This is a genomic window from Sulfurimonas sp. NW7 (genome assembly GCF_051132265.1).
Lineage (GTDB): Bacteria > Campylobacterota > Campylobacteria > Campylobacterales > Sulfurimonadaceae > Sulfurimonas > Sulfurimonas hydrogeniphila.
In genome coordinates this window covers 897,899-923,860 of sequence record NZ_CP093235.1, presented here as the reverse complement: position 1 = coordinate 923,860, position 25,962 = coordinate 897,899, and the positions used below count along the sequence as shown (strand labels likewise).

Sequence of the window (25,962 nt, the reverse complement as noted above, 5' to 3'; positions counted from 1 at the left end):
TTAAAAACCACGATTAAATTCTATACTCGGATTGGCAAATATATGTAAAATATCTTCCAAAGAGCATCTTTTTTCTTTTTCCTTTACAACAATTCCCATATTTTTCAAGGTCTGCAAAATAACACTGATATAGTTTTGCCAATGCGACTCAAGAGCTTCGCTCAATGCCACTTCTACCGATATAATATCCTCTGGAACAATACTGATGACCGTTGTCTCTGCCATTTTTTCACTCATAGAACAAATTTGCAGCATTTCGGCAATTTCGACTTCATTGGCAGTTTTTTTGACAAGCTCTCCGTCTAAAAATTCATCAGTTGTTTTTACACTGATCTCTCCCGTTTTTTTCATATTATCAGAGGCTGTATTTACAATAATGACTGCATCATATTCCTGCAAAAGAGGCATTAGTCTAAAGCCCAGTGTCCCTCCATCGACTATTTCGATTTCCGGTTCAAAATCAAAATTTTCTTTTAAAAACTTTCCGGCATACAGACCGGCTCCTTCATCTTTAAAAAATGCATTGCCGCTTCCGATAAGTGCTACTTTTTTATTCATAATTTTCCTTGATACTGTTTTGATGTAATGCATAATAGGCCTGCCCCAGTGATATACCACCGTCATTTACCGGTACTTTTGATGCAATATTATATTTAATATGATTTTTTTGAAAAAGAGACACAACTTTTTCCAGTAAATAACTGTTTTGAAAAACGCCTCCGCTGAGTATTACTCTTTTGTTTTTATGTTGTAAGCTGATTTGTATTATCATCGCAGCAAGAGCATTCATGAATTTTGCCGGTATTAGCTCTTTTTTCTCTTCGGCAAGTATCTCCTTGATAAGATTTTTACAAGATATCACATCATCTTTTACCTCAAAAGTATACTTCTTTCTTGTTTTAAATTCGCGTGCAAGACTCTCCATAATCATCCCGCTCTCTCCTTCATGTCCTAAAGGATTCAAAAAACCACACAAGGCATATACAGCGTCAAAGAGTCTTCCCACAGAAGTAGTCTGTATAGAGTTTATACCCCTGTTTCGCATAAGGTAAAGCGTTTGTATCTCCTTTTTATCCGAAGAAGATACAAAATCATTGGGCATACTCTTTATTTCCTCAAGAGAAAAAATATCAAATAAAAGGGAAAGTGCAACTCTTTTTGGTTCTTTTATCGCTTTTTCACCCCCTATCAAAAAAAATTCTTCCATATGGCAGACTCTTTTGTACGCTTTTGGTGTTGCCAAAAGCACTTCACCACCCCATAACTTTCCATCGTCTCCAAAACCTGTACCGTCAAAACAAAATGCCAAAACTTCTTCATCCAAAGCATACTCTGCCATCGTACCCAAAGCATGCGCATAATGATGCTGCAGCTGTATAAGTTCACATAAGGGATGATTTTGTATGTACTCTTTGGCCCATTTTGTTGTTTCATATCCTGGATGTTTGTCACATACAATAATGTCAGGCTGAAAATTATAAAGTCTTTGAAAAGTTTGCACAGTCTGTCTGAAATATTCCATAGCTCCAACTGTATTTAAATCCCCGATATGAGGTGACATAACAATATTTCCCTCAAAAGCCAAAGTAATTGTACTTTTTTGCTGTGCACCGAGTGCCAGGATTTTTTTACTCTTTTGTATCTTTGTTACAAAACTCAGTGGGGCAAAACCCCGTGCCAACCGTAATGTGATATTTTGATCGGCAATCTGCATCATAACACTGTCATCACAGCCGTTAATAATCTCACGGTCATGGTTAAGCGATACTTCCACAACAAGGGGCAATTTTTTAAAGAGTTCTTTTTGATCTTGAATAATCGGTTCATCACTTAAATTTGCACTTGTGGCTACTATGGGGAATTTGAGTTTTTTTAAAATCAATTCATGTAAGGGTGTATAGGGAAGGAATGCACCGATTTTGTCTATATTCGGAGCAATGTATTTGCATAATACCTGTTGCCGGCTTTTCTTTTTTACCAAAACAATGGGACGCTCTTTTGAAACTATGAGTTCTTTTTCACGCTTGGAAACTTGACAGATTTTTTGTAAAGACTCTATATTTTCAAACATTACAGCCAACGGTTTGCTTGGTCTGTGCTTGTTAATTCTCAAAAGCATCACCGCTTCTTCATTTCTTGCATCACATACAAGATGAAAGCCGCCCAGTCCTTTGACAGCCACTGTTTTACCGGATTTTATACACTCACATATTTTTTCTACAGCCTCATTGTTCTGAGCCTGACACTCTTCCATTAAAGATACAAATTCCAACTTTGGTCCACAGTCATAACAGGAAATCGGCTGCGCATGATAACGGCGATTTGTCGGGTCCTCATACTCCTCTTTACATGTATCGCACATTGTAAAGTTTTGCATTGAGGTGTTTTTTCTGTCATATGGAAGATTTTTTATAATGGTATATCTCGGTCCGCAGTTGATACAGTTGATAAAAGGATACATGTAACGGCGGTTTTTCTTATCAAACATTTCACGCTTGCAGTCATCACACAGTGTCATATCCGGGCTCAGCATTGTTGAAAGAGCGCTGTCTTGGGATTTTACAATACTAAAACCATCATCACTTTTGAGCTGTATATCTTCAATGCCAAGCGTATCTATTCTACTCAAAGGCGGCGCTGAAAAATCGATCTCTTTGATAAATTCAAGAAGCGTCTCGTTTTCCCCCTGTACTTCAACAACAACGCCATTGCCGTCATTAAAAACAAAGCCGCATAACCTGTACCTGTTGGCTAAGGCATAAATAAACGGGCGAAATCCAACGCCTTGAACAATACCGCTGATATATATCTTTTTTCTACAGATAGACTCCGCCGACAACAGCACTCTCCTTGCCAATTGGATAATTCATGTTCATAAGAGGCGGAGACATTTTCAAATTTCTTTGCATTCTTGAAAAAAGTGACTGGTTTGAAAAATGTGTTCCGCACAGTACAATGTGTTGGGCTTTTGTTTTGGATTTGAGTTCCTGTAAAATATCATTAAAATAATCCCCAAAACTCTCAAATATGGAATAAGCGAGGATAGAAGTACTTACATCAGCCAACTGGTATGAGATAATGCTTGAGAGAAAAGCCGCATGGTCAAAACGGTTGTCACTTACATGGGTGTCAATTTGGATACCGCCTTTTCCCACAAATTTCATCGCTTCATTGACAACGCCCCGCATTGTTTCATCTTCAATTCCGAGTAAAATTGCCACTGCTTCAAAAAGCTTCACATCTTTTTTCTTTTGCAGATGAAGCAGCTTTTTATAAATGCGGGGCATGTTTTTTTCCAAATTGACAACAAGTCTGTCAGACCCTTCTCTGAGATTTTTTATATCTTCTATGATGTTTTTGCCATCAAAAGCCTTGGGAGGCACAACTCTGAGAACATTTTTACCGTCATAATACAAAAAAGAGGGTTCTTCGTCAAAATAGGCTCCGACACATTTTTGTCCGAATACCTCATGTTCTGCAATCACAGACATAAAAGAAGCCTCTTCGGGCATAAAAATATGCTGATTTGGATGATACACTTCTTCTGTCCCCTCTATGACATTTACTTGCTCTACATGTAAAGAGTCAAAGTGTTGCATTTTATCAAAAAACATCTGATTTTCTTTTGCAAAGCCGATATATTCGTCAGCGATAGACAAAACATTTCGTTTTTTCAGATTATGTGAAGGGAAAGAGACTCTCTCTCCCTGGGCAATAAAAGAGACATCTTTGTTTAAAAAGACTCTCATGTCTTTTTGCGGATTGATTTCAAGGTCATAATCCATCAGCATATCAGCCTCACAGGCAGCATCAGCATCTTCATAGGCAATAAAATCTACGCCAAGTTTTTGCAATTCTGCTCCCAACAAAATACAAAATCCATCATCAGGATACTTTACATAGGCAGTATTGCGTCCAAGCTTTTCTTTAAGTGCTTCATTTTTAAGCGTTACATGTAAGATCGGTCGCTCAATACCAAGCAGCGCATTAAACTCCTCTGTAATCAAGGAGAGATGGTCTGTTATTTTGGCCGCATTTATCATCATAAGCACGGAGTCATCATGCATTGTATCGGCTTTGTAAAAAAGACGATATCCCATCGTTGTTTTTATGAGCAGCTTTTTATCATCATTGAGTGCTTTTGCCGCCACCTCAAACATCGTACGAAAACTTCCTGCATCATTGGCATAGCGTTCACTCGATTTGTTCACAAGACGTACCGGCACACCACACTCCTGGCAGCTGTTAATGTGATGCGATTCTCTCAAACCGGCACTTTGCATCTCTTCCTTACACGATGCACAGGGAACAACAAATTTCATAGAGGTGTTTTGTCGTGCATAAGGATAGGCATGTAAAAAACTGTAATTGCCTCCGCAACAGCTGCATGATGTAAAAGGATAGTAATATCTGCGTGAGCTTACATCAAACATCTCTTTTTGACAGGAGGGGCAAAGTCCCAGGTTTAAAGGGTATTCATTCTTTAATTCTGTCTTCGAAGAGACTTCTTCCTCGTTTGCATAACTTTTGGAAGCTTTTAAAAAGATGGAAGCCGGCAGTTTTTGTGCAATTGTATCAAGACACGCTTGTAGATTTTCATGTTCTGATGCAAAAGCACAAATGATTTTTCCTTCTCTTTGCGATATGTCCGCAACAATATCACAGGTTTTTACAATAGATACGACTGTATTATAAAGATAGTTTTGAGAAGATGTTGTGTGTAATTCCAAGATGAATGCCATTGAATGCCTTTAAAATGATTTTTCTGTGTCAGAAAGAAGCGCTATGCTTCTTTCTCTTTAACAAATTTGGTACCGCTGACAACAATACCAATGTCTCCCTCTTTCCAAAATATGGTACGCCATACCTGATAATAGATATGAAAAGCCACCCAGGAAAGGATAAACCACATAGTCATGTGATGTACAATACGCACATCCATAATATTTGTTCCCGTTGCCGTTGAACCAATCATCCATGATGAAACCGGCAGGGTCCAGTCTGTCACCAAATGCAACATCCAGGGCCACCATGACCCTATAGAACTCAGCCCGGATTCAAGCCCGTGTACATAGAGTTGCAGTCCTGTCAAAAGCATCCATGCAAGCATTAAATGAAACAGCAAAAAGAAAACAGTATTGAAACTGTCACTGTGAGTAGAATCAAACTTTTTACGGCGGTTCAGCATAACAAGGTTGATGATTACTTCAAAAAACTCTTTGATGTTTCCTGCCGTCGGGATGATCTTTTTATATGGCTTTTCAAATCTTGAAAAGAAATAAAGATACGCAATGACAATACTGCTGACGTCAAATATGATTGCAATCATAAAATGCACCCATCGGTTCCATGCCATCACATACTTCATAACAGCAGGCTCAGCAATCAGTGTCTGATAATAAGGATGCCCTATATAGAGTCCGGTTACTACCGCACCTATCATGCTGAATGCGACAACCCAGTGGTTGAGTCGCATAAAAGCTGTCATCCTTTTGACTTGTTTGTATTTAGGTTTCATAATTGTTCTCCTTAGATACTGCAACCGGTATCTATTTTATAGACACCGAGTTCCTTACCCTTTGTATCAACAACATGCACTGCACACGCGATACAAGGATCAAAACTATGAATGGTACGTATAATCTCCAGAGGCTGTTCGGGATCAGCCACCTTAGTACCGATAAGTGCTGCTTCGTATGCTCCCAAACGGCCTTTGTAATCCCGTGGTGCAGCATTCCATGTTGAAGGCACTACTGCCTGATAATTTGAAATTTTTCCGTTTTCTACTCTCACCCAGTGACCGAGTGCTCCGCGAGGTGCTTCGGCAAGTCCCATTCCTTTTGTCTTCACACTTACTTTGTCAAAATCAAACTCTGTCCATGTTCGCAAATCTCCGCTTGCAGCATTTGCAGCCAACTCATCTACCCACTCAACCATAACATCAGCCATAAGCTCTGTCTCAATAGCACGGGCTGCCGTACGTCCGACTGTACTAAAGAGTACCGCTGTCGGTAAATTACCGCGTTTTAAGAAGTTCATGACATATTTTGTTATTCTCTCATCTTTTTTGGCAACACCGACAACCATACGTGCCAAAGGTCCGACTTCAACACGGGTATCATTATAAATCGGAGACTTGATCCAGGAGTATTTCTCATCAGTTTTAAGGTAGGCTATGCCATCCTCTTTTTTATCAAGTCCGGTATATTCCGGAATGGTTGTACCATCATACGGATGTTCGGGTTTTCCTGTACCTGCATACCATGAGTGTGTAACATCTTCTGCAATTTTTTGCGGATCAACATCTTCAACTTTTGACAAATCACCACCATAAACCAGTCCGCTTGGAAAAAGTGTTTTTGCCTTGTAAAAACCGGTATCATCAAGTCTGAAATCACCATAGGTCATATAGTTAAGCAGACCTCCGCCGGTTCCGCCGACACCTTTGCCCTGCATAAGTTCAGTAAATGTTGCTTTCGAATCCGTTGCTTCATCGGCATACATTGTTCCAGCCATATAAACATCCGGAAGGTAGGCCTGCTTGACAAACTTTGTGGTATCTTGCAAAAGCTGTTTAAACAAAGCAATTCTTGCAGGATTTTGAATATCCTGCACACAGGTCACCCCACCGACAACTATAGACTGAGGATGCGGATTTTTCCCGCCAAATATAGCCTGCATTTTTGCCATATCTCTTTGAATATCCAGTGCTTTGAGATAATGTGCAACACCAATGAGGTTTTGTTCCGGAGTCAGTTTATAATGTTTGTTCCCCCAGTAACCATTCCCGAAAATTCCAAGACGGCCCTGTTTGACAAACTTGGCTACTCTCTCTTGGACCTCTTTGAGATCTCCATATCCTTCATACGGGACTGTTCCGGCTACTGCAGCCCATTTTTCTGCTTCTTTTGCCGCTTTTTTCGGATCTGCCGAGAGTGCTGAAACAACATCCACAAAGTCAAGTGCATGCAGGTGATAAAAATGCACCAAATGGTCATGCATATAGAGTGCCCCCTGAATAAGGTTACGCACCAAACGTGCATTTTTAGGAACAGTAATGTCAAAAGCATCTTCTACAGCCTCAATACTTCGCTGATAATGCGTTCCCGTACAAACACCACAGATACGCATGGCCAACAATCCCGCATCGCGTGGATCACGGCCTTTTAAAATTGTCTCAATCCCTCTAAAGAGTGTTGAGGAAGCATACGCATCTACAATTGTATTGTTCTCATCTATAATTGCCTCTATTCTTAAATGACCCTCGATTCTTGTTATAGGGTCAACTACTATATGTTTCTTTGCCATTATGCTTCTCCTCCATCTTCTTTCTTCCCTGCTACTGCACTGGCCACTGCATGAATACCTATACCTATGCCCGCTGCGGTCAAGAGTCCCAAACCAAACTCATCAACAGTTTTTTCCACACCGCCGGTAGGTGCTTTAATTTTTGCATCTGCCATTGGTCTCTCATACGCATATTTATCCCAGAAATCCGGTTCTGAACAGCCGATACATCCGCGGCCCACACCAACAGGCCAGTTCACACCCTCGTTATATCTTACTATAGAACAGTTGTTGAATGTCATTGGACCTTTACAGCCGACTTTGTAGAGACAGAAGTTGTTTTTTGCACCCTCGTCACCCCACTCTTCCACATACTCACCTGCATCAAAGTGCGCCCGTCTTTCGCAGTTGTCATGAATTCTATAGCCAAAAGCAAACTTCGGACGAAGCAGTGAATCCAGTTCCGGAACCTGTCCGGTTAGGATGTAGTGCAAGATAACCCCTACCATATTTGCAGGATTGGCAGGACAGGCAGGAATGTTGATAAGAGGTTTGCCCTGTATGACATCCATCACACCTACCGCACCTGTCGGATTTGGAGCAGCCGCAGGCACTCCTCCAAAAGTCGCACAACTTCCGACTGCAACAACAGCAGCTGCATGTTTTGCCACACGCAACAAGTGGTCATGCATAGTCTCACCGCTTGCACCTATAGTTCCAAACTGTCCGTTCATACCAAGCGGTACCGCTCCCTCAACAAACAGAAGGTATTTGTCTTTGAAAGTCTCCATCGCATCTTCAAGCTGTTTTTCAGCCTGATGCCCAGAGGCGGCCTGAAGTGTTTCATGAAACTCCAAAGAGATGATATCAAGCACAATTTCATCAATTTTCGGTCCGTCTGAACGCAGTAATGCCTCAGAGTTTCCGGCACAGTCTGAGAGTTCCAGCCAGATAACAGGCGCTCTGTTCATAAGCAGCGCAGCGTCAGCTACAAGCGGAGTAAAAGAAGCCGGAAGCATAAGCATACCGGTTACTGCACTTGCCCACTTTAAAAAATCCCTTCTCTCGATTCCCTGCATCTCCAAAACATCAGTAATGTCCAATCTGTTATTAATCGGTTGTTGCGTCTTTAACTCTTCAATACGGGCTTGACACTTCTCAAACAGCTTTTCATAATAAGCATCCCCTTTGTTTGTCTCAACGCGTGCACTTTTTGATGTAAAGAGTTTTTTTACACCTTCAATTCTATCCGCCATAGCTGACTCCTTCTCTATAAATGAATAATCATTCACTATCTTACAAAAGAATAACTTAAACAAATATAATATTTATTAAATTGAACTAAATTTATATTTTTCTTATATGGTTTTAGAACTAAACAGCTGTCTGAACTAGTGAGTAGTACACACAGAACAGACATCAAAAGTGCGAAATATGAATTTTGCATCTGCCTGTGAGCAATGCAGCATTGCCTGTTGTGCGGGGGAAGGATTTTCTTTCGTAGCGCTTGCTATATTGTACTGTGTCGGAGTGATGATTTCATAAGACTTTATAATCCCGCCTTCTATTTCTACTCTGTGAATTAACGGTCCCCTGGGTGCTTCCACAACACCCTCTCCTTTTGCAGAAATATTTTTAAGCGCAGCACTCTCTACGCATGATTTTTCGCTTACATCTACTTCATCCAAAAGTTTTTTGCAAAATCCAAGAAGATATGCGGTCTCATAAATGCGTGCCATAACACGGGTATAGGCACTGTCTTTAAATCTTCTGTGCATATTTTTTATGAGTTTAAACTCTTTTGCCATGCAACGTGCAAGCGGACCTGTTTCGTAAAACTGGTTTTTATAAAGCGCATTTTTTGCATAACTCTTCTCATCCGGCGTATAGGCATCCTGTGTCTCTACATATCTGGAAGCTACCTTGAAAAGCTTCGTCCCTTTTACTTTTGCAGCATGAGAAAACTCATGTATGCCAAGACTTAAAAATGTATCTTTTGCATGACCTTTTTTGTGCATCTCCAAATCTATCAATAACTGCTCAATTTTTGCAAAATCACTCTCAAGCGGTGCAAAGTCTTTACATGATTCAAAAGATAAAAACTCCTCAACACTCACGCCTAAAGTCTCTGCTTCAAAATACTCTGTCAGTTTTTGCAAATGACTTTTTGCCTTTGTAAGGTCCACATAGGTAAAATCACTTGTAATCCCTCCGGGAACCATATAAGAGGAATGCGGCCACTGTCCGGCAAAAATTGCCAGGATTTTTGTTGCCAATGATGCACCATAGGCACCTTTAAGAGGAGTATTGAGCAGTTCTTCGGACTCTGAAAGTTCTCTGAGGTGCGGAACAAGCACCAAATAAATCCATTTCAGATGGTTTTGAATAATTTCTAAAACCAGTGTTATTTCACGTACCTTTGCTGCTTTGTTTGTTATCTCAACAACAGAATCGCTGTTTTTATAGGCATCTTCTATTGCCCGCACACTTGCCAAAAGATGGGAATGCCCGCAAATACCACACACTCTTGGGGTAATTACCAAAGCATCCATAGCATTTTTGCCCTCAAGCATCTTTTCCATACCTCTGAAATGCGGAAAGGCTATGGTTACAAAATCGACGATATTGCCTTTCATATCAAAATAGAGTGAGGCTTCACCCTCTATCTGTTCAAGTATTGTTTTTGTAATCAATCAGAGGCTCCTCAAGTCGTTTTATGTGGAATGTTTTTGCAATACCTGTTACAGTCAGGTAGGCTCTCTTTGGTACACCGACAGGAGCATCTGCCGGTATGGACATATTTGTTTTTGTCTCAAAAAGATTTGTTCTTGGAAAGTCACTCTCTGTACAGCCAAAGCAGGGTGTTCCCGATCTTGTTTTGGAGTTCACACCATTCCAGAGAATTGTATTGCATGATCCGTGTGTCATCGGTGCACGACAACCCTGCTTGTAAAACAGGCAGCCTTCTTTTTCTCCAAAATGGTTTGCATCCACTTTCCACTCAAAATATTCGTTTCGTGTGCAGCCGTGATGCACCAGGGAGCTGTAAAGTTCTTGTGGTCTGTGCTCTTCATCAAGAACAATCTTGCGCCTGTCAATAATCATATTCAGTGTGAAACCCAGCCACTCCGGATGAACCGGGCACCCGGACAGGTTGATTATTTTTGCATTATATTCCTGCAGAGGACCGTTTTTTTCTGCTTCATTAAAAAGTATACCGGAATTTGTCTGGGGAGAAGTTGCCTTGAATATGCCGCCAAAACTGGCACAGGTACCGACTGCTATAATGTATTTGGCATTTTTTGCATAATGGCGGAGTATTTTGTCTACAAAAACACCTGCCCTTTTTAAAGACGGATCATATGCCCCTTCAAATATCAAAACATCACAGCCTGTTTTGCACTCTGCCATTTCGCTTAAAGCGTATTTTGAGGGTAAAAGGGGATGCTGTAAAAATTCTGTCTTTTCTAAAAGTTCGCCTAAATAATCCAGATTTAAAAAAGAGTGGGCATTCCCGTTACATGTAAGGCCCTGCAGCCAAAAAACCTTTAATTTATGTTCTTGTTTTGAGTGCATTATAAATGTTCTCAGAAATTGACTGTTTATAATCATCCAATGGTTCAGGAAGAATTTTCTCACCGTAAAGAAATACCATACCGCCCAGATAGCCCATGAAAAGCCCAAAAGCTGAGAAGAAATCCTGATCATGCAACTCACCTGAAGCCACACCGTTTTCAAAAAATATCATCATTTCCGTAATAAAAGGAGAAACACATATCATTCCCTCACATCCGTCTTTAAACACTTCCCTGTTTGAAAGATAGACACGCAAAAAATATTCTATCATTTCCGGTCTCTCTTTGGCCGTATCAAAATACATGGAGACAATTTTTTCAATTTTTTCCTCTGTGTTTATATCACTCTCATTGATAGCACGGATATTTTTGCCTAAATATTCAGAGATATACATAATGAGTTCTTTTGCCAAAATATCTTTTGAACTAAAGTAGTTATAAAAGTTGCCGACACTCATACCTACTTTTTTCGCTATGTCAGGAATGGTTGTAATATAAAATCCGTTTTCAGAAAAAAGTTCCAGTGCCGCAGAAATTATTCCGTTTTTACGCTCTTCTTTTGTTGTTCTTGCCATACTCTTCCCAATAATTATATTTTCTGATTATAGCACCTTATCAGTGTAAGTGCAAAAATCATCTACCTAAATCAGCCTAAAAAGTAACGTATAGAAGCAAAGCCGTAGACCTTTGTTTCACTTATCGCATCAATCTGCTCTTGCGTGACAATCCCGCCAAGGGCAAAAATTTTGACATCTGTCATCCCTGCTATGCTTTGTAAATCCTGCACACCTTTGGGTTCACCCTTGTCCGGAGACGAAAATACGGGACTGTACGTCACATAATCAGCTCCCATCGCCTCGGCTACATGTACTTCATCATGCGTATGTGTGCTGATGATGACTTCAAGCCCCAGTTCTTTTGCCTTTGCAATATCATCAAACTGTTGTGATGTCAAATGCACACCATCTGCACCCAATTCCTTAGCCAAGTTATATTCTTGATGCAAAAACACCTTGAGTTCGTGCAGGGGCTTGCACATCTGCACAAAGTTTTGTGCTTCTATGGCGTAGTTTTCATTCTCTTTGTCACGGTAGAGTGCAAAATCAGGCATATATTTTCTGAGTTGAAAATAAGAAGGAGCGGATGTTATGAGGTACTTTTTCATTATTTTTTCAACAAAGGATTTTGAAAATCTATTTTCTGCACATCCACATTTTTTGCATAACGCTCTGCCATTGCACTGACATGATAATCCAGCCTGTCAAGCAAATAAAGTTCGGGTTTTGTATATTTTGCTTTTGCTTCTTCTATATAATTTTGTAAAAATGCCAAAGCTTCTGTTTCATCTTCAAACTTTATCTCGGCTATCATCTTTTGTATCATCTCATATTCATCCCCGCAGGCAGACAAAAAATCATAACTCAAATCCATAGTTTTAAGGTTGTGATGTGCTTTGGAAAAAGCGAAATGGTTATACAGCATACAGCCTACAAAGTATTCAATATCCGAGGGTTCATATTCGGAGTACTGATTTGCTTCTTTTGCAAAATGTTTATGCCAGATATCTAAAATCTTTTCTATTTTTTTATCCATTTTTTCTCTCTCTGTTTTTTATAATTTTTGTAAAAGTTCTTATGTTTTCGGGAAACGATGCTTTCGCTTCGTCTTTTAGGCTTTAAAGACTAAAGCCTAGATTAAAACCTCACTACCCTTAAGTTAAGCATTTTTTGGAACCGGTACTTCAGTGCCGGCTGTTGCAATAATCTTGCCACTCTCAGCCGGCACTGAAGTACCGGTTCCGAGAAAACATCTGTTTTTTGCGTATTATACTCAAGTATGATAAACTTATACTATGATAAAATTAAACAATGCCTCCTCCAAACAGTTACATGTAATCCTTCCAAACACTAACAAAGCATTGGCGGAGGTGTTGAAAAGTGCCTCGCCTCAGGAGATGCAGACGCTGACACAGTCAAAAGATTTGGGCTCCGTCTTAGAAGCTTTATTGCAACGCTCTGTCAATTCAACAGCAAAACAGGACAAACTTTTGCTTGATTTGCTGCAGAACAATCCGACACTGAAAAATTTGACAAACATAAACTCGACACTCAAAGAACTCTTACAGACCTTACAACAGAACAAAAATCCGCTGCCCTTGGAAAAAACACTTGAAGGTTTTTTAACAGATATCAAAGAGATAAACCCAAAAGAGCTAAAAACAAAACTGCAAAATTCCGGTATTTTTTTAGAAGCAAACATAAAAAATTCACAAAACCCAAAAGAACTTTTTTCATCGGACTTGAAGGCTGTTCTTTTGCGAACCCATGAAGCATTAACAAATTCATCACAGCCAAATAAACACGAAATACTCAAACATATAGATAAACTTCTGCTTCAGATAGATTACAGCCAACTGCTTTCGCACCTGGAAAATGCCTCATCACTTTATCTCCCTTATGTATGGGATGAACTTGAAGAGGGGAATATAACTGTAAAAAATGCAAAAAACAATAAATTTTTTTGCGATATCCATTTGCAGCTCAAAAACTACGGAGAGCTTGACCTGAGACTGGCACTTTTTCAGGACAATCAACTCAGTATCAATATAAGTACCCAAAACAAAACACTGAAATCTCTCCTGCAAAGCAATCTGCAAAACCTGAAAAAACAGCTCTTACATGTAAACATCCTGCCAAAAGAGATTCGCTTTGTTAACGTGCAGCAAAATGATTATGAAAAACAAATAAATGACGACCTGGAAATGGGATTTGAGCTAAAAGCATGAAAGAAAAAGCAGTCGCACTCAAATACAACAAAGAAAAAGACCAGGCACCTCTTGTAAGTGCCAAAGGGGAAGGAAAAACTGCACAAAAAATCATTCAGCTTGCCAAAGAAAACGGTGTTCCTCTCAAAAAAGACGAAGATTTAGTGGAACTGTTGTCCAAGGTGGAACTTGACAAAGAAATACCTCCGCAGATGTATAAGGCTATCGCTGAAGTTTTTAGCTTTGTTTATTCAGTTACAAGAGAAAAATCATAAACAAATTAAGCGGTTATATGATATTGTTATCATATATTTAATTTCTGGGAAGGTCAATTGTGGAAGAAGAGCTTACATGTAAAAACTTAAATGAAATACAGCTTGGTCAGCTTCACATCACTCCAAAAGAGTATGAAAAAATTCTTGACATTCAAAGTGCTGTTTTAAATAAACTGTCACTCAATGACGATTATGAGGATATCCTTCAGCATTTATGCCTGTTGACAGAACATCTGTTGCCAAATTCTGTCGCATCCATTATGCTTGTCAACAAAGAGACCGGTTTTATGAGTGTACTTTGCGCCCCTTCTATACCTGATTCAGGACGAAAATCCCTGGAAAATCTCAAACCGGGACCCGGTGGCGGCTCTTGCGGCAATGCAGTCTTTCACAATAAGCCTCAGTATGTTTTAAATACATTTAAAGACAAAAGATGGGCTGATTTAAGACAGGTTGCCTATGATTACAATCTCTGTTCCTGCTGGTCCATGCCAATTGTCGATGAAAACAACAAAGCCGTCGGAAGCTTTGCCCTCTCCTCTTTTGAACATCGGCTGCCGACGCCTTTTCACAAAAAACTTCTTGAAACAGCCGCATTTATTGTTAATATTGTATTAAAAAACAAAGAAATAGAGAACAAAATACAACATATGCTTTATTATGACAATTTAACAGGACTGCATAACAAAACATATATAGACAAATTATTGAATGACACTCAGGAACATACTCTTTTAATTCTCGATATCAATAATTTCAGCTATATCAACAACACTTACGGTTTTTCTGTAGGCGACGCACTGCTCACCAATGTTGCAGATATCTTTACAGCAAAACTGCAATATCCGAAAATATGCAAGCTTGAAGCAGACAGGTTTGCCATTATTTTACATGCAGATGCCAATGTAGAACAAAATGTTAAAAAGATACAAGAGTATTTTTACACACATGAACTGCTTATAGATTCCATAGCCTTGAATATCTCTTTTTCCTACGGAGCTGCCACGGGCAGCACAAACCTTTTTAAACATGCGATTATCTCCTTGAAACATGCAAAAACAAGAGGCAGAAGTGCTCTCTATATTTTTGACAACAAGGAAGAAAATATTTTTTTTCAAAAAAGAAAAGAGTTTATAGAGGCAAATAATATTTTGCACAATGCCCTTATTTCAAATAATATTGTTCCTTTTTTTCAGGGTATCCGGGACAACAGCACCGGTGAAATTACAAAATTTGAAGCACTTGCCCGAATAAAAACAGAAAAAGAAATTTTTTCTCCCTACTTCTTTTTGAAACCTGCCCACTCCTCCGGTCTTCTGCCGGAAATCACCAAAATCATGATAGACAAAACTTTTGAAATTATGTCACATAATGAGTATATCTTTTCAATAAATCTTACAGAAGATGATTTGACACGTCACTATATTCTGGATTATTTAAATGAGAAATCTGCCAAATACAGTATAAACCCTTCCCGTGTTATTTTAGAGATACTTGAAGGCATCAGTGCAAGCGGAAAGAAAAACCATATCCAACAGTTAAATGCTTTAAAAGAAAAGGGATATGCCCTTGCTCTGGACGATTTTGGTATTGAATATTCAAACTTTGAAAGAGTCTTGGATCTTGATATAGACTTTTTAAAAATTGATGCAAAATATATAAAAGACATTGACACCAATCCAAAAAGTTATGAAATCACCAAAGCGATTGCATTTTTTGCAAAAAATGCCAATATCCCCTGTGTAGCCGAATTTGTACACAATGCCAGTGTGCAAAAGATTGTTGAAGACCTGGGCATTGAGTACTCACAGGGATATCATTTCAGCAAACCCAGTCAAACACTTCCTAGCCCATAGGATATAAAATTTCCTGATGCACTTTATCGCAGGCGTCAAGCACTTCCTGTGAAAGTTCTACATCCATTGCCGCCAAACTTGCATCAAGTTGTGCCGGTTGCGTGGCACCTATAATAGTGGATGCAACAAAAGAAAACTGTTTGGACCAGGCAATTGCCATAGTTACCGGATCAAGCCCTGCATCATGCGCTATTTTTAAATATTTTTGCGTCGAAGCGAGCGTCTTGTCATTAAGAAATCTTTGTGCCATGGCTCTTTGTCTGGCATTTTTTGATTGTACATACGTTGCAAATCTTCCTGTTGTATTATTTGTCTGATTGTATTTGCCGCTCAAGACTCCGCCTGCAAGCGGCGAATACGGCAAAAGCGAAATCTGCTCTTTTTCACAAAGCACAGCAAGTTCATCCAAAAATCTGCGATTTAAAAGAGAAAAATTGTTTTGAATGGACTCAAATCTGGCATATCCTTTGAATTCGCTTGTCATTAATGCTTTTGAAGTACCGTAGGCCGTATCGTTGGACGTTCCTATATAACGCACTTTACCGCTTTGTACAAGTCTGTCAAAGGCTTTAAGACTCTCCTCAATCGGCACTACAGTATCCGGCCAGTGCATCTGATACAGGTCAATATAGTCAGTCCCCAAACGTTTAAGACTTCCCTCAACCGCCTTCTCAATATGAAAACTGTCTATTGCTGTCAGTCCGTGACGAACAGGCGGAACAAACCAACCGCTTGCAGCCCCTGCAACCTTTGTAGCAAGTATAATACTCTCACGCGGTTTTGTTTTGAGCCATCGGCCTACAATCTCTTCTGTCACTCCTGCAAGTTTGGCAGAAGGAGGTACAGGATACAACTCGGCTGTATCAAAAAAATTCACACCTGCTTCATAGGCTTTGTCCATTATTTCAAAAGCAGCCTTCTCATCAGGTGTCTGTGTCCCAAAAGTCATAGTTCCAAGGCATATTGGACTGACTCTCAAGCCTGTTTTTCCTATATATCGAAACTCCATTATTTTAATTCTCCCCAGTTATCCCCGATATTTAAACTTGCCCGCAGAGGTATTTTGAGTTCTACAATATGATCCATAATATTTCGGAATCTCTCTCCGAGTACATCAACTTCTTTTGCATCAACTTCAAAAATCAGTTCATCATGAATTTGCAATAACATTTTAGCCGGCAGTTTTTCCTCATTGATAATAGTATGGATTTTATTCATACTGAGTTTTATAATATCACTCACACTTCCCTGAAAAACAGTGTTGACCGCTTCTCGTTCATAGGCAGCCTTGTACATCGGTGTGGCGTTTTCATAATCAAAATAGCGTCTGCGTTTGAGTAATGTTTCTACATATCCCTGTTCTTTTGATTTTTCCACTATAGAACGAAAGTAGGCTTTAACTGTCGGAAAGGATGCAAAATACTTCTCTATAATTGCTTTTGCCTCTTTTGTTGGAATGCCCAGAGTATCTGAGAGTTTTTTCTGCCCCATTCCATATAAAAGTCCAAAATTAACGGTTTTTGCTATGTTTCTTTTTGCTTTTGCTTCCTCTTCACCGAATAATACCACAGCCGTCTGTAAGTGAATATCTTTGTCATGCATAAATGCATCCACCAAAACAGGATCCTGTGAAAAATGCGCCAAGAGGCGCAGTTCCATCTGCGAGTAATCAATACCAATGAGTTTTTTGCCCTCACCGGCTACAAATGCTCTACGGATTTTTGCACCCAGCGGTGTTCTTGTCGGAATATTTTGCAAATTCGGGTTTTTTGAGCTCAGTCTTCCTGTTGCTGTACCGGTTTGCACAAAAGAGGTATGAATTCTATGGTGTTCATCCTCATCCGCCAATTTTAAAAGCGGGTCAATATAGGTAGAGTAGAGTTTATGAACCTCACGATACTCCAGTAGTTTTGGGATGACGGGATGCTTCTCTTTTAAAGAACTGAGTACTTTTTCATCTGTAGAATAGCCTGTTTTTGTCTTTTTTCCCACAGGAAGCCCGAGTTTTTCAAAAAGTATCTTGCCGAGTTGCTGTGTTGAATTGATGTTAAACTCACTCCCCGCAAGTTCATAGATACTTTTTGTCAAGTGTTCGAGTGTCTCTTTTACCTCAACCAAAAACTTTTCTAAAAAGGCTGTGTCGACTTCTATCCCCTCCTCTTCCATTTTCAAAAGTGTATGAATAAACGGAATTTCAACTGTTTTTGCCTCTTCTATGAGGTGTGTCGCATCCTGGAGTTCCAGTTTTTGTAAAAAGAGTTTATAGAGTTTTCGTGTTATAAAAGCGTCCTCTGCGGCATACACACAGGCATCATCAAGTTCCACGGTAGAAAAGTTTTCCCCTTTTTTTACCGTATCTTTGAAATGCACCATTTCATGCCCTAGGAGTTTGTCAGAAAGTTTGTCCAGGCTTAAAGCAGATTCCGGGTTAATAAGCCATGCCAAAATCATACTGTCACAATATACAGGCAGCTCTTTTTCATCTAAAAAACGTAAAACAAAATGCAAATCAAATTTTATGTTATGACCCACTACACGAGAGTTGAAAATACGGCGCATAGCACTTCTGGCAACCTCTTTGCTTACCTGATCAGCCACACCCAAATAAAAATGCCCAAAAGGAACATAATAGGCTTCCTCATCATTAAAAGAAAAGCTAAAACCGACAAGTTTGTTTTTTATATAATCCAGTCCCGTTGTTTCCGTGTCAAAAGCAACGAGTGTATCTGCATCGAGTTTGTCAAGAACCTTGTTCAACTCTGTTTCGTCTGTAAGCAGTGTCGCTTTAAAATCCAGTTTTGAAGCTTTTTCCTCACAGGACTCTTGTAGTTTTTTGGCGCTTTCCTGACGCTCGGGGCTGACCATGTTTTTTGCATGAAGCGTACGCAGAATTGCATTTTGTTCATACTTGACCAGTTCGTCATATATATTTAAAAACGGATTTTCCACATCCATTTTATACTCTTCAAAATCAAAATCTTTGCACTCAAACACATCAGGATGCAAAGTTACCAACTCTTTTGACATATAAGCCTGTTCTTTTGACGCTATGAGCTTCTTTTGTGTCGCGCCCTTGATCTCATTGATATGCGCATAAATATTATCAAGCGTGCCGTACTCTTTTAAAAGTTTCTCGGCACCGACTTTTCCTATGCCTTTGACACCGGGAACATTATCCGCACTGTCGCCGAGAATTGCCTGATAGTCTACAAACTGCTTGGGTGTTACGCCGTATTTGTCATAACATGCTTTTTCATTTACATATTTTCTTTTAATAGCATCGACAATGACTACTTTGTCATCATCTATGAGCTGGTAGAGGTCTTTGTCATGGGAAACAACTCTGACTTTGTAGCCTTTTTCTTTTGCACACTTCACGACTGTGGCAATAATATCATCCGCTTCAAAACCGCTCTTGCCGAGTGTTTTATATCCCATCTTGTTTATCCACTCTATGGCAACGGGAAGCTGTTGTGTGAGTTCCGGCGGAGGAGCACTTCGGTTTGCTTTGTAATTGACATCTATTTCATTTCTGAAAGTATCGCCTTTGGAGTCTATGGCAAAGATGATATAGTCACTGTCGTGCTCTTTTTGCAAACTCGAAATAAAATTGGTAAACCCGGTTAAAAGTCCGGTCGGGAAACCGTCTTTTGTACGTAAATGCTGAGGAAGTGCGTAAAAACTCCGAAAGAAAAATCCGAATGTATCTATGACTGTAACTGTTTTGCTCATGAAGAAACCTCTGCAGCATCAAGCATATCATTGATTGCCTCTTGCAGTATGCTTGAATCATAACCGGTATCTTTGGCACGTTTGAGTCCAAAATTTATTGTCTGCTCTGACAAAGGATTATTAACAGGAATGACAGTCTTGACTATATTCAAAGCAGCAGCATACTCCTGTACCTCTTCCGGTGCACTCGAAGGATTGTCCGCATAACGAATCATTTCAACAAATTCTTTCTCAAAACTCCAGTGCTCAAAGATTTTTGCTGTTACCTGAGAACTTGTCACTTCTACATATGCTTTTTCCAGCTCTGCCAAATTGTTGGAATGTTCTGCTTCTGATTGAAAACTCACACCTTCATCTTCCTGGATGACATCACTTGCTATCAGAATTTTCCCTGTTTCTTGCAAAAATGCAGCCAAATACAATGTATCAGCCTTTTGTTTATCTATCTTTGCATACCATTTACGCATAAGCGTTGCCTGCATACTGGAGATTTCTGCAAATTTCTCACTTGTTACTCCGTAAGGTTGCATATCTACATTTAAAAGTTTACGCACAGAGTTTCCAAGCGCAATAGAGCGTGTCATGCTCATACCAAAAAGTGAAACAGCCTGTGCAACACTTTTAATCTCTCTCCCAAAACCATACAAAGGGGAATTGGCATGTTTAAGTAAATTGGCAACTATCATAGGATCACGTTCCACAACCTTGACCAAGTCACCGACACCTGCCTCTTCATCCGCATAAACCCGGTTAATGTCAATAATAGTTTTTGAAAGAGGAGGAAGCGATTTTATACTCTCAAGAATTGAGCTCTTCATAAAATAAGCCTTTATTTTTCTTTTATTATAACATATTGTGCTAAAATGTTTTTAGAGCAAATACAACAAGGTTATGAGAATGAAAACATATGATGATAATTTAACCGGATTGACACAAGAAGAAGTACAGGAACGCCTGAACAAATACGGCTACAATGAATTAAATGAAAAAGAAGAGAGTTGGCTGCATCGACTTTTACGACGATTTTGGGGACCTATTCCATGGATGATTGAAACAGCTGCTGTTCTTTCTGCCATTGCACGCAGGTGGGAAGATTTTGCTGTCATCTTGTTTATGCTGCTTGTCAATGCTTTTGTTGATTTTTATCAAGAGTCAAAAGCACTGAGTGCCATCGCCGTTTTAAAGAAAAAACTGGCAAGAAAAGCACTTGTATTGCGTGAGGGAACATGGCAGAGTATTGATGCAAAAGAGCTTGTACCCGATGATATTATCAAAGTAAAAATAGGGGATGTTGTTCCGGCAGACTGTAAACTCCTGGGCGGCGGAGAGTTTTTGCAGGTTGACCAGTCTGCACTAACGGGAGAATCTCTGCCTGTCAACAAGCAGGCCCAAGAGGATCTCTATGCCAATGCTATTATCAAACAGGGTGAGATGATAGCACGTGTAACAGCTACAGGAATCAACACCTACTTTGGCAAAACGGTTGGTCTTGTCGCCAAGGCCGAAAAAGAGGAGCAGGGACATTTCCAGAAAATGGTTATCAAAGTGGGAGATTTTCTCATTGCTGTAACAGTTGTCCTTATAGGGATTATTATCTGGCATGGAGTCTCCAGAGGCGAGCCGCTTTTGGACCTGCTGATATTTGCACTTATTTTAACCATTTCGGCGATTCCTGTGGCGATGCCTGCGGTTTTAACAGTGACTATGGCACTGGGTGCCAGAGTCCTGGCAACCAAAGAAGCCATCGTTACAAAACTCTCAGCCATTGAAGAGGCGGCGGGTATGGACATCTTGTGTTCAGACAAAACAGGCACGCTCACACAAAACATTATGAGTCTTGCCGAGCCGTATCTTGTCGGAGACTTTACACAGGAGCAGTTACTGCTTTATGCTGCATATGCCAGTAAAAAAGAGAATGAAGATCCCATAGAAAAACCGATTTTTGACTATATTGAGGCGCATCATCTCAGCAAAAAACTTCAAAAATCAAAAATGAAAAAGTTCATCCCTTTTGATCCGGTGCATAAAAAAACAGAAGGCGTCTTTGAGGATGGCTTCATTTATACCAAAGGGGCTCCCCAGGTTATTATAGAGTTATGTGATGAAAAAGAGTTTGATAAAAAAGAAGCCTACAAAAAGGTGGATGATTTTGCGCAAAAAGGGTTTCGAACACTTGGTGTGGCCTATAAAAAATGCGAAGAGGATTTCTACCATTTTGCCGGACTCATTCCGCTTTTTGATCCTCCGCGTGAAGATTCCAAAGAGGCCATAGCCGAAGCAAATGCCAAAGGTGTGGCAGTGAAAATGGTCACCGGTGACAATATCGCTGTTGCAAAATATATTGCCGGTATTTTAAATATCGGACAGGATATAGAAAACATCAAAGAACTCAAAGGACAGAGTACAAAAGAGTACATCTATCTTTCCGAAATTATCGTACGTTCAATATTGAAGACTTTGCAAAAAGATGCGGACAAAGAGGAAATCAAAAAAGAGGTAACCCAGATAGTCGAAGAAGTGCAAAAAGAGCTTGATGCGCAGCCGCTTCCTGAGGGAACTGTCCGTCAGCATGAGAGTGAAATTGTCAAAATTATTGAAAATGCCGACGGTTTTGCACAGGTTTTTCCACAAGACAAATACTTTATAGTAGACAAACTCCAAAAAGCAGACCATATTGTCGGTATGACCGGTGACGGGGTCAATGATGCTCCTGCACTTAAAAAAGCCGATTGTGGAATTGCGGTAAGCGGTGCGACTGATGCCGCGCGGGCAGCAGCGGATATTGTACTTATGGCTCCGGGTTTACATGTAATTGTAGATGCGATTGAGCAGGCACGTATTGTATTTGAGAGAATGAAAAGCTATGTTGTTTACCGTATAGCAGAAACCATTCGTATTTTGGCATTTATGACACTGGCTATTGTGGTGTTTGATTTTTACCCTATTACCGCGATTATGATCATTCTTTTGGCACTGCTCAATGATATTCCCATTATGGCAATTGCTTATGACAACACAAAAGTAGAAGAAAAACCGGTACGATGGGATATGAAAATCGTCTTTATTCTCTCGAGTTGGCTTGGAGTTGCCGGAGTGCTGAGTTCTTTTACCATCTTTTATATCACAATGGTCTATTTAAAATCACATCCCGATACAGCAATGTTCCTGCCGGAAGTTCCCTCATGGATCGATATGCATGATGATAAATCATTTTTGGGATTTGTCCAGACACTCTTCTTTGTGAAGCTTATTCTCGCCGGGCATTATACGATTTTTAACACCCGTATTGCTGACTGGTTCTTTAAAAAGCCGTTTCCGTCATGGCCGCTTTTCCTGGCATCTTTTTTGACAGCACTCATCGGCACAGCCATAGGTCTGTACAGTTTTGGACTCATGACCCGTATTAACTGGCAGTGGGCCCTCTTTTTATGGGGCTATGTAAGTGTCTGGTTTGTATTTAACGACATGGTAAAACGCATAGTTGTCCGATATTATGAAAAACGCTATGGAGAGGAGGCGCTGTAATGACAAAAAAAGAGTATAAAGAAGAACTGTACACTTTGCAGGTTGAACTCGTAAAATTTCAAAAAGAGGTCATCGCAAAAAATTTAAAAGTATGTGTGATTTTTGAAGGTCGTGACGCTGCCGGAAAAGACGGTATGATAAAACGTTTTATAGAGCACTTAAGCCCCAGAGATGCAAGAGTGGTCGCACTTGGAAAACCCAGTGATGTAGACAAAAAATCATGGTATTTTCAAAGATATGTCCAGGAACTTCCTGTTGGAGGGGAAATGGTGTTTTTCAACCGCAGCTGGTACAACAGAGCCGGCGTGGAAAAAGTAATGAATTTCTGCACACAAAAAGAGTATGAACATTTTATGAAAGAGGTAGGCAATTTTGAGCACCTCTTAGTCAATGCGGAAATTATTTTCATCAAATATTATCTTGATATTTCCAAAGAGGAGCAGAAAAAAAGACTGCAGGAGAGAAAAAAAGATCCGCTCAAACAGTGGAAACTCAGCCCGATTGACGAACAGGCACAAAAACACTGGAAAGCCTACTCAAATGCGCGCGATGAGATGTTTAACAAAACCTCCTTTGTCTTTGCCCCCTGGTATGTTGTACACAGTGATGACAAAAAAACAGCACGGATCAATACCCTCAAACATTTTTTATCACAGGTTGATTATAAAGACAAGAACAAAGAGTATTTACGCTTTGATCACAGTGTCGTATGCCTTTTTGATGAGAGCTGTTATACAAAAGGATTAATTTATAAATGAGTTTAAATATTGATTTGGTACATTTTCTGGTTGTCACTGTTTTTAGCTTTTTGGTCGGACTCGAAGTTAAATCATACAGAAAACAGTATATTACTTCCAAAACAGAAAATCTTTTCTTTGGAGATGTACGCACCTACAGTTTTGTAGGAATTTTAGGCTTTGTTTTGTTTGCGGTTGATTCGAGTCTGCATATTCTGTATGCGGGAGGGTTTTTGTCAATTACACTCTTGTATGCCCTGCTCTATCAAAAAAATCTTCAAGAAAACCAACGCAGTATTTTACTCTACATTGTTATGCTCCTTGTCTACTCTTTTGGCGCTCTGATTCAGACAGAGGCCTTATGGATGACAGCACTTCTGTATGTCAGTATTGTCTTTATATTGAATGTCAACAAAGGTGTTGAGAAGTTTACACAAGAGATAAATATCAGCGAATTTGAAACATTAAGCAAAATGATACTCCTCTCTGTCGTCATCCTGCCTCTGCTTCCCGATACAAAAATAATTCCCTACATTCCGCTCTCTCCTTTTAAAATCTGGCTGGCTGTTGTAGTGATCTCAGGTATCAGTTACAGTGGATATATACTGCAGAAATACTTTTTTCCCTCCAAAGGCTACTACCTGACAGGAATTTTTGGCGGTTCCTACTCTTCAACGGCAACAACTGTTGTCCTGGCAAGGAAGGCAAAACAGCTGCAAGGATATGCCGTCATAGATGCAGCGATTATTTCGGCAACCTCGGTGATGTATCTGCGTCTCATTGTTATTGCCTTGATTTTTAATATTGAGATTGGAAAAAGTCTGCTTTTTCCTTTTATACTCCTGGCACTTACAGGATTTCTGATTTCTCTGTTTTATTTGAAAAGCGAACAAAAAACACAAGAAAATGTTGAAATTGTCGACCACAATCCCTTGGAACTCAAAACTGCTTTTTTGTTTGCCTTTTTGTTTGTTGCCATGATTGTCATTACCCATTTTGTGACAAAACATTACGGAACATCAGGCCTGGAAATACTCTCTTTTTTAGTCGGATTTACCGATATTGATCCTTTTATACTCTCTATACTGACAGGCAAGTTCTCTATCGAAAACACCCAGACAACTGCCGCTATAATGATAGCCGCAGGAAGCAACAACCTCCTTAAAGCTATTTATGCCTTATGGTTTGGTACAATAAAAAATACCTATAAATCGGCACTGTGGATTTCTCTCTTAGGTGTCATTACCATCGTATGGGGACTCTATTTTGAACATATATTGTAAGGAATGATAAATGAAAATGAAAAAAACCGTTTTACCCTGGGAACATCCAAAACTGCAAGAAGAAGACCCGCAGTCATTAGAACTGATAAAAACCATTATGCAAAGCCCGACATATGCGATGGCGGAAGAAGACAAAGAGTTTATCAACTCTTATGAGGCAAGAGGTGTCCGACTCGAACTTGATTATCTCAAACCGGAACTCCAAATGAACAAACACGGCATAGAACATACCATAGTTGTCTTTGGAAGTGCACGGATTGTCGAAAAAGAGACTGCAATGAAACGGCTTTCTGCCATTGGGGAAATGCTGCAGAAAAAACCCAACAACAGAGACCTCTTACATGAACTCTATGTTGCAGAACGGATGGTTGGCAAAAGTATTTACTATGATGATGCCAGAAAATTCGGTCAGCTTGTAGGAAAAAGCGGAAAGAGTGCTGAGGACTGCCGTGTCACCGTGATGACCGGAGGCGGTCCCGGCATTATGGAAGCAGCAAACCGCGGTGCGTATGATGTCGGAGCCAAAAGCATAGGGCTCAATATCAAACTGCCGCATGAGCAGTATCCTAATCCTTATATTACCCCTGATTTGTGCTTTTTGTTTCACTATTTTGCCATCAGAAAACTGCATTTTTTAAACCGTGCAAAAGCTTTGGTGATTTATCCGGGCGGATTTGGAACTTTTGATGAACTGTTTGAGACGCTGACACTGATTCAAACAAGAAAATCACAGACAATTCCTGTTGTGCTTGTCGGCAAAAGCTACTGGAACAAAGCAATAGATTTCGAATTTTTAAAAGATGAGGGTGTCATTGCCCCGCAGGATACAGAGATCATTACATTTGCAGACAATGCAGAAGAAGCATGGGAGTACATTCTCTCATGGCATCAAGAACAGGGAACACCACTCTACAGCTAAAAGGCAGTC

21 protein-coding genes are annotated in these 25,962 nt (G+C 39.8%); 7 read left to right on the top strand and 14 right to left on the bottom strand.

The genetic code is table 11. The annotated features are described in order from the left end of the window. The 11 genes from MLC35_RS04865 to MLC35_RS04815 all read right to left on the bottom strand — a co-directional run bounded on the left by MLC35_RS04865 (position 1) and on the right by MLC35_RS04815 (position 12,455). Positions 1 to 558: a hydrogenase maturation protease gene (locus MLC35_RS04865; protein WP_188109960.1), complete on the bottom strand. Its 558-nt coding sequence runs from the start codon at positions 556 to 558 to the stop codon at positions 1 to 3. Next, positions 551 to 2,839 carry a carbamoyltransferase HypF gene (hypF, locus tag MLC35_RS04860; protein WP_434638078.1) on the bottom strand — a complete coding sequence of 763 codons (2,289 nt, stop codon included), beginning with the start codon at positions 2,837 to 2,839 and terminating at the stop codon, positions 551 to 553. The genes MLC35_RS04865 and hypF overlap by 8 nt, the downstream gene beginning before the upstream one ends. Next, positions 2,817 to 4,742 (bottom strand): Kae1-like domain-containing protein, encoded by a 1,926-nt coding sequence (locus MLC35_RS04855; protein ID WP_418641287.1) that lies wholly within the window; start codon positions 4,740 to 4,742, stop codon positions 2,817 to 2,819. Before MLC35_RS04855 ends, hypF begins: the two co-directional genes overlap by 23 nt. 41 nt (positions 4,743 to 4,783) lie before the next feature. Next, entirely contained in the window at positions 4,784 to 5,518 is a 735-nt protein-coding gene (locus MLC35_RS04850; RefSeq protein WP_434581451.1) for a cytochrome b/b6 domain-containing protein, read from the bottom strand. A gap of 11 nt (positions 5,519 to 5,529) precedes the next feature. Next, positions 5,530 to 7,308, bottom strand: coding sequence for a nickel-dependent hydrogenase large subunit (locus MLC35_RS04845; protein WP_151900574.1), 1,779 nt, complete (start codon positions 7,306 to 7,308; stop codon positions 5,530 to 5,532). Next, positions 7,308 to 8,543: a hydrogenase small subunit gene (locus MLC35_RS04840; RefSeq protein WP_226069083.1), complete on the bottom strand. Its 1,236-nt coding sequence runs from the start codon at positions 8,541 to 8,543 to the stop codon at positions 7,308 to 7,310. The genes MLC35_RS04845 and MLC35_RS04840 overlap by 1 nt, the downstream gene beginning before the upstream one ends. A gap of 135 nt (positions 8,544 to 8,678) precedes the next feature. Beyond that, a complete protein-coding gene (locus MLC35_RS04835; protein WP_434638075.1) occupies positions 8,679 to 9,980 on the bottom strand; it encodes a nickel-dependent hydrogenase large subunit in 1,302 nt (433 codons plus the stop codon). Then, positions 9,958 to 10,863 carry a hydrogenase gene (locus MLC35_RS04830; protein ID WP_151900577.1) on the bottom strand — a complete coding sequence of 302 codons (906 nt, stop codon included), beginning with the start codon at positions 10,861 to 10,863 and terminating at the stop codon, positions 9,958 to 9,960. Before MLC35_RS04830 ends, MLC35_RS04835 begins: the two co-directional genes overlap by 23 nt. After that, positions 10,841 to 11,437: a TetR/AcrR family transcriptional regulator gene (locus tag MLC35_RS04825; protein WP_346388626.1), complete on the bottom strand. Its 597-nt coding sequence runs from the start codon at positions 11,435 to 11,437 to the stop codon at positions 10,841 to 10,843. Before MLC35_RS04825 ends, MLC35_RS04830 begins: the two co-directional genes overlap by 23 nt. Positions 11,438 to 11,508: 71 nt before the next feature. Further along, entirely contained in the window at positions 11,509 to 12,027 is a 519-nt protein-coding gene (locus tag MLC35_RS04820) for a thiamine phosphate synthase (protein ID WP_346388625.1), read from the bottom strand. Then, entirely contained in the window at positions 12,027 to 12,455 is a 429-nt protein-coding gene (locus MLC35_RS04815; protein ID WP_151900580.1) for a hypothetical protein, read from the bottom strand. Before MLC35_RS04815 ends, MLC35_RS04820 begins: the two co-directional genes overlap by 1 nt. Before the next feature lie 259 nt (positions 12,456 to 12,714). Between MLC35_RS04815 and MLC35_RS04810 the strand changes: the two genes are divergently transcribed. Genes MLC35_RS04810 through MLC35_RS04800 form a run of 3 tightly spaced genes read left to right on the top strand, consistent with a single transcriptional unit; the run spans position 12,715 to position 15,757 of the window. After that, entirely contained in the window at positions 12,715 to 13,647 is a 933-nt protein-coding gene (locus MLC35_RS04810) for a flagellar hook-length control protein FliK (RefSeq protein ID WP_346388624.1), read from the top strand. Further along, entirely contained in the window at positions 13,644 to 13,901 is a 258-nt protein-coding gene (locus MLC35_RS04805; RefSeq protein WP_346388623.1) for an EscU/YscU/HrcU family type III secretion system export apparatus switch protein, read from the top strand. The genes MLC35_RS04810 and MLC35_RS04805 overlap by 4 nt, the downstream gene beginning before the upstream one ends. Before the next feature lie 59 nt (positions 13,902 to 13,960). Beyond that, positions 13,961 to 15,757 (top strand): sensor domain-containing diguanylate cyclase, encoded by a 1,797-nt coding sequence (locus MLC35_RS04800; protein ID WP_346388622.1) that lies wholly within the window; start codon positions 13,961 to 13,963, stop codon positions 15,755 to 15,757. On the opposite strand, the gene MLC35_RS04795 is transcribed toward MLC35_RS04800, so the two are convergent. Genes MLC35_RS04795 through MLC35_RS04785 form a run of 3 tightly spaced genes read right to left on the bottom strand, consistent with a single transcriptional unit; the run spans position 15,747 to position 20,307 of the window. Then, the gene (locus tag MLC35_RS04795; RefSeq protein WP_434638071.1) at positions 15,747 to 16,766 is read right to left on the bottom strand and encodes an aldo/keto reductase; all 1,020 of its coding nucleotides are present in this window, start codon (positions 16,764 to 16,766) and stop codon (positions 15,747 to 15,749) included. The genes MLC35_RS04800 and MLC35_RS04795 overlap by 11 nt on opposite strands. Beyond that, positions 16,766 to 19,489 (bottom strand): DNA polymerase I, encoded by a 2,724-nt coding sequence (gene polA, locus MLC35_RS04790; protein WP_434638069.1) that lies wholly within the window; start codon positions 19,487 to 19,489, stop codon positions 16,766 to 16,768. The genes MLC35_RS04795 and polA overlap by 1 nt, the downstream gene beginning before the upstream one ends. Continuing rightward, complete coding sequence (locus MLC35_RS04785) at positions 19,486 to 20,307, bottom strand: HDOD domain-containing protein (RefSeq protein WP_434638067.1); 822 nt, start codon at positions 20,305 to 20,307, stop codon at positions 19,486 to 19,488. The genes polA and MLC35_RS04785 overlap by 4 nt, the downstream gene beginning before the upstream one ends. 79 nt (positions 20,308 to 20,386) lie before the next feature. Between MLC35_RS04785 and MLC35_RS04780 the strand changes: the two genes are divergently transcribed. From MLC35_RS04780 to MLC35_RS04765, 4 genes are read left to right on the top strand one after another with little or no spacing between them, the layout of a single operon-like run. After that, positions 20,387 to 23,014, top strand: coding sequence for a plasma-membrane proton-efflux P-type ATPase (locus tag MLC35_RS04780; RefSeq protein ID WP_434638065.1), 2,628 nt, complete (start codon positions 20,387 to 20,389; stop codon positions 23,012 to 23,014). Next, the gene (gene ppk2, locus MLC35_RS04775; RefSeq protein ID WP_434638063.1) at positions 23,014 to 23,772 is read left to right on the top strand and encodes a polyphosphate kinase 2; all 759 of its coding nucleotides are present in this window, start codon (positions 23,014 to 23,016) and stop codon (positions 23,770 to 23,772) included. The genes MLC35_RS04780 and ppk2 overlap by 1 nt, the downstream gene beginning before the upstream one ends. Then, positions 23,769 to 25,034, top strand: a complete 1,266-nt coding sequence (locus MLC35_RS04770; protein ID WP_434638061.1) for an MgtC/SapB family protein — start codon at positions 23,769 to 23,771, stop codon at positions 25,032 to 25,034. Before ppk2 ends, MLC35_RS04770 begins: the two co-directional genes overlap by 4 nt. Positions 25,035 to 25,044: 10 nt before the next feature. Further along, on the top strand, positions 25,045 to 25,953 hold the full coding sequence (locus tag MLC35_RS04765; protein ID WP_151900592.1) for a TIGR00730 family Rossman fold protein: 909 nt from the start codon (positions 25,045 to 25,047) through the stop codon (positions 25,951 to 25,953). Positions 25,954 to 25,962: the final 9 nt, after the last annotated feature.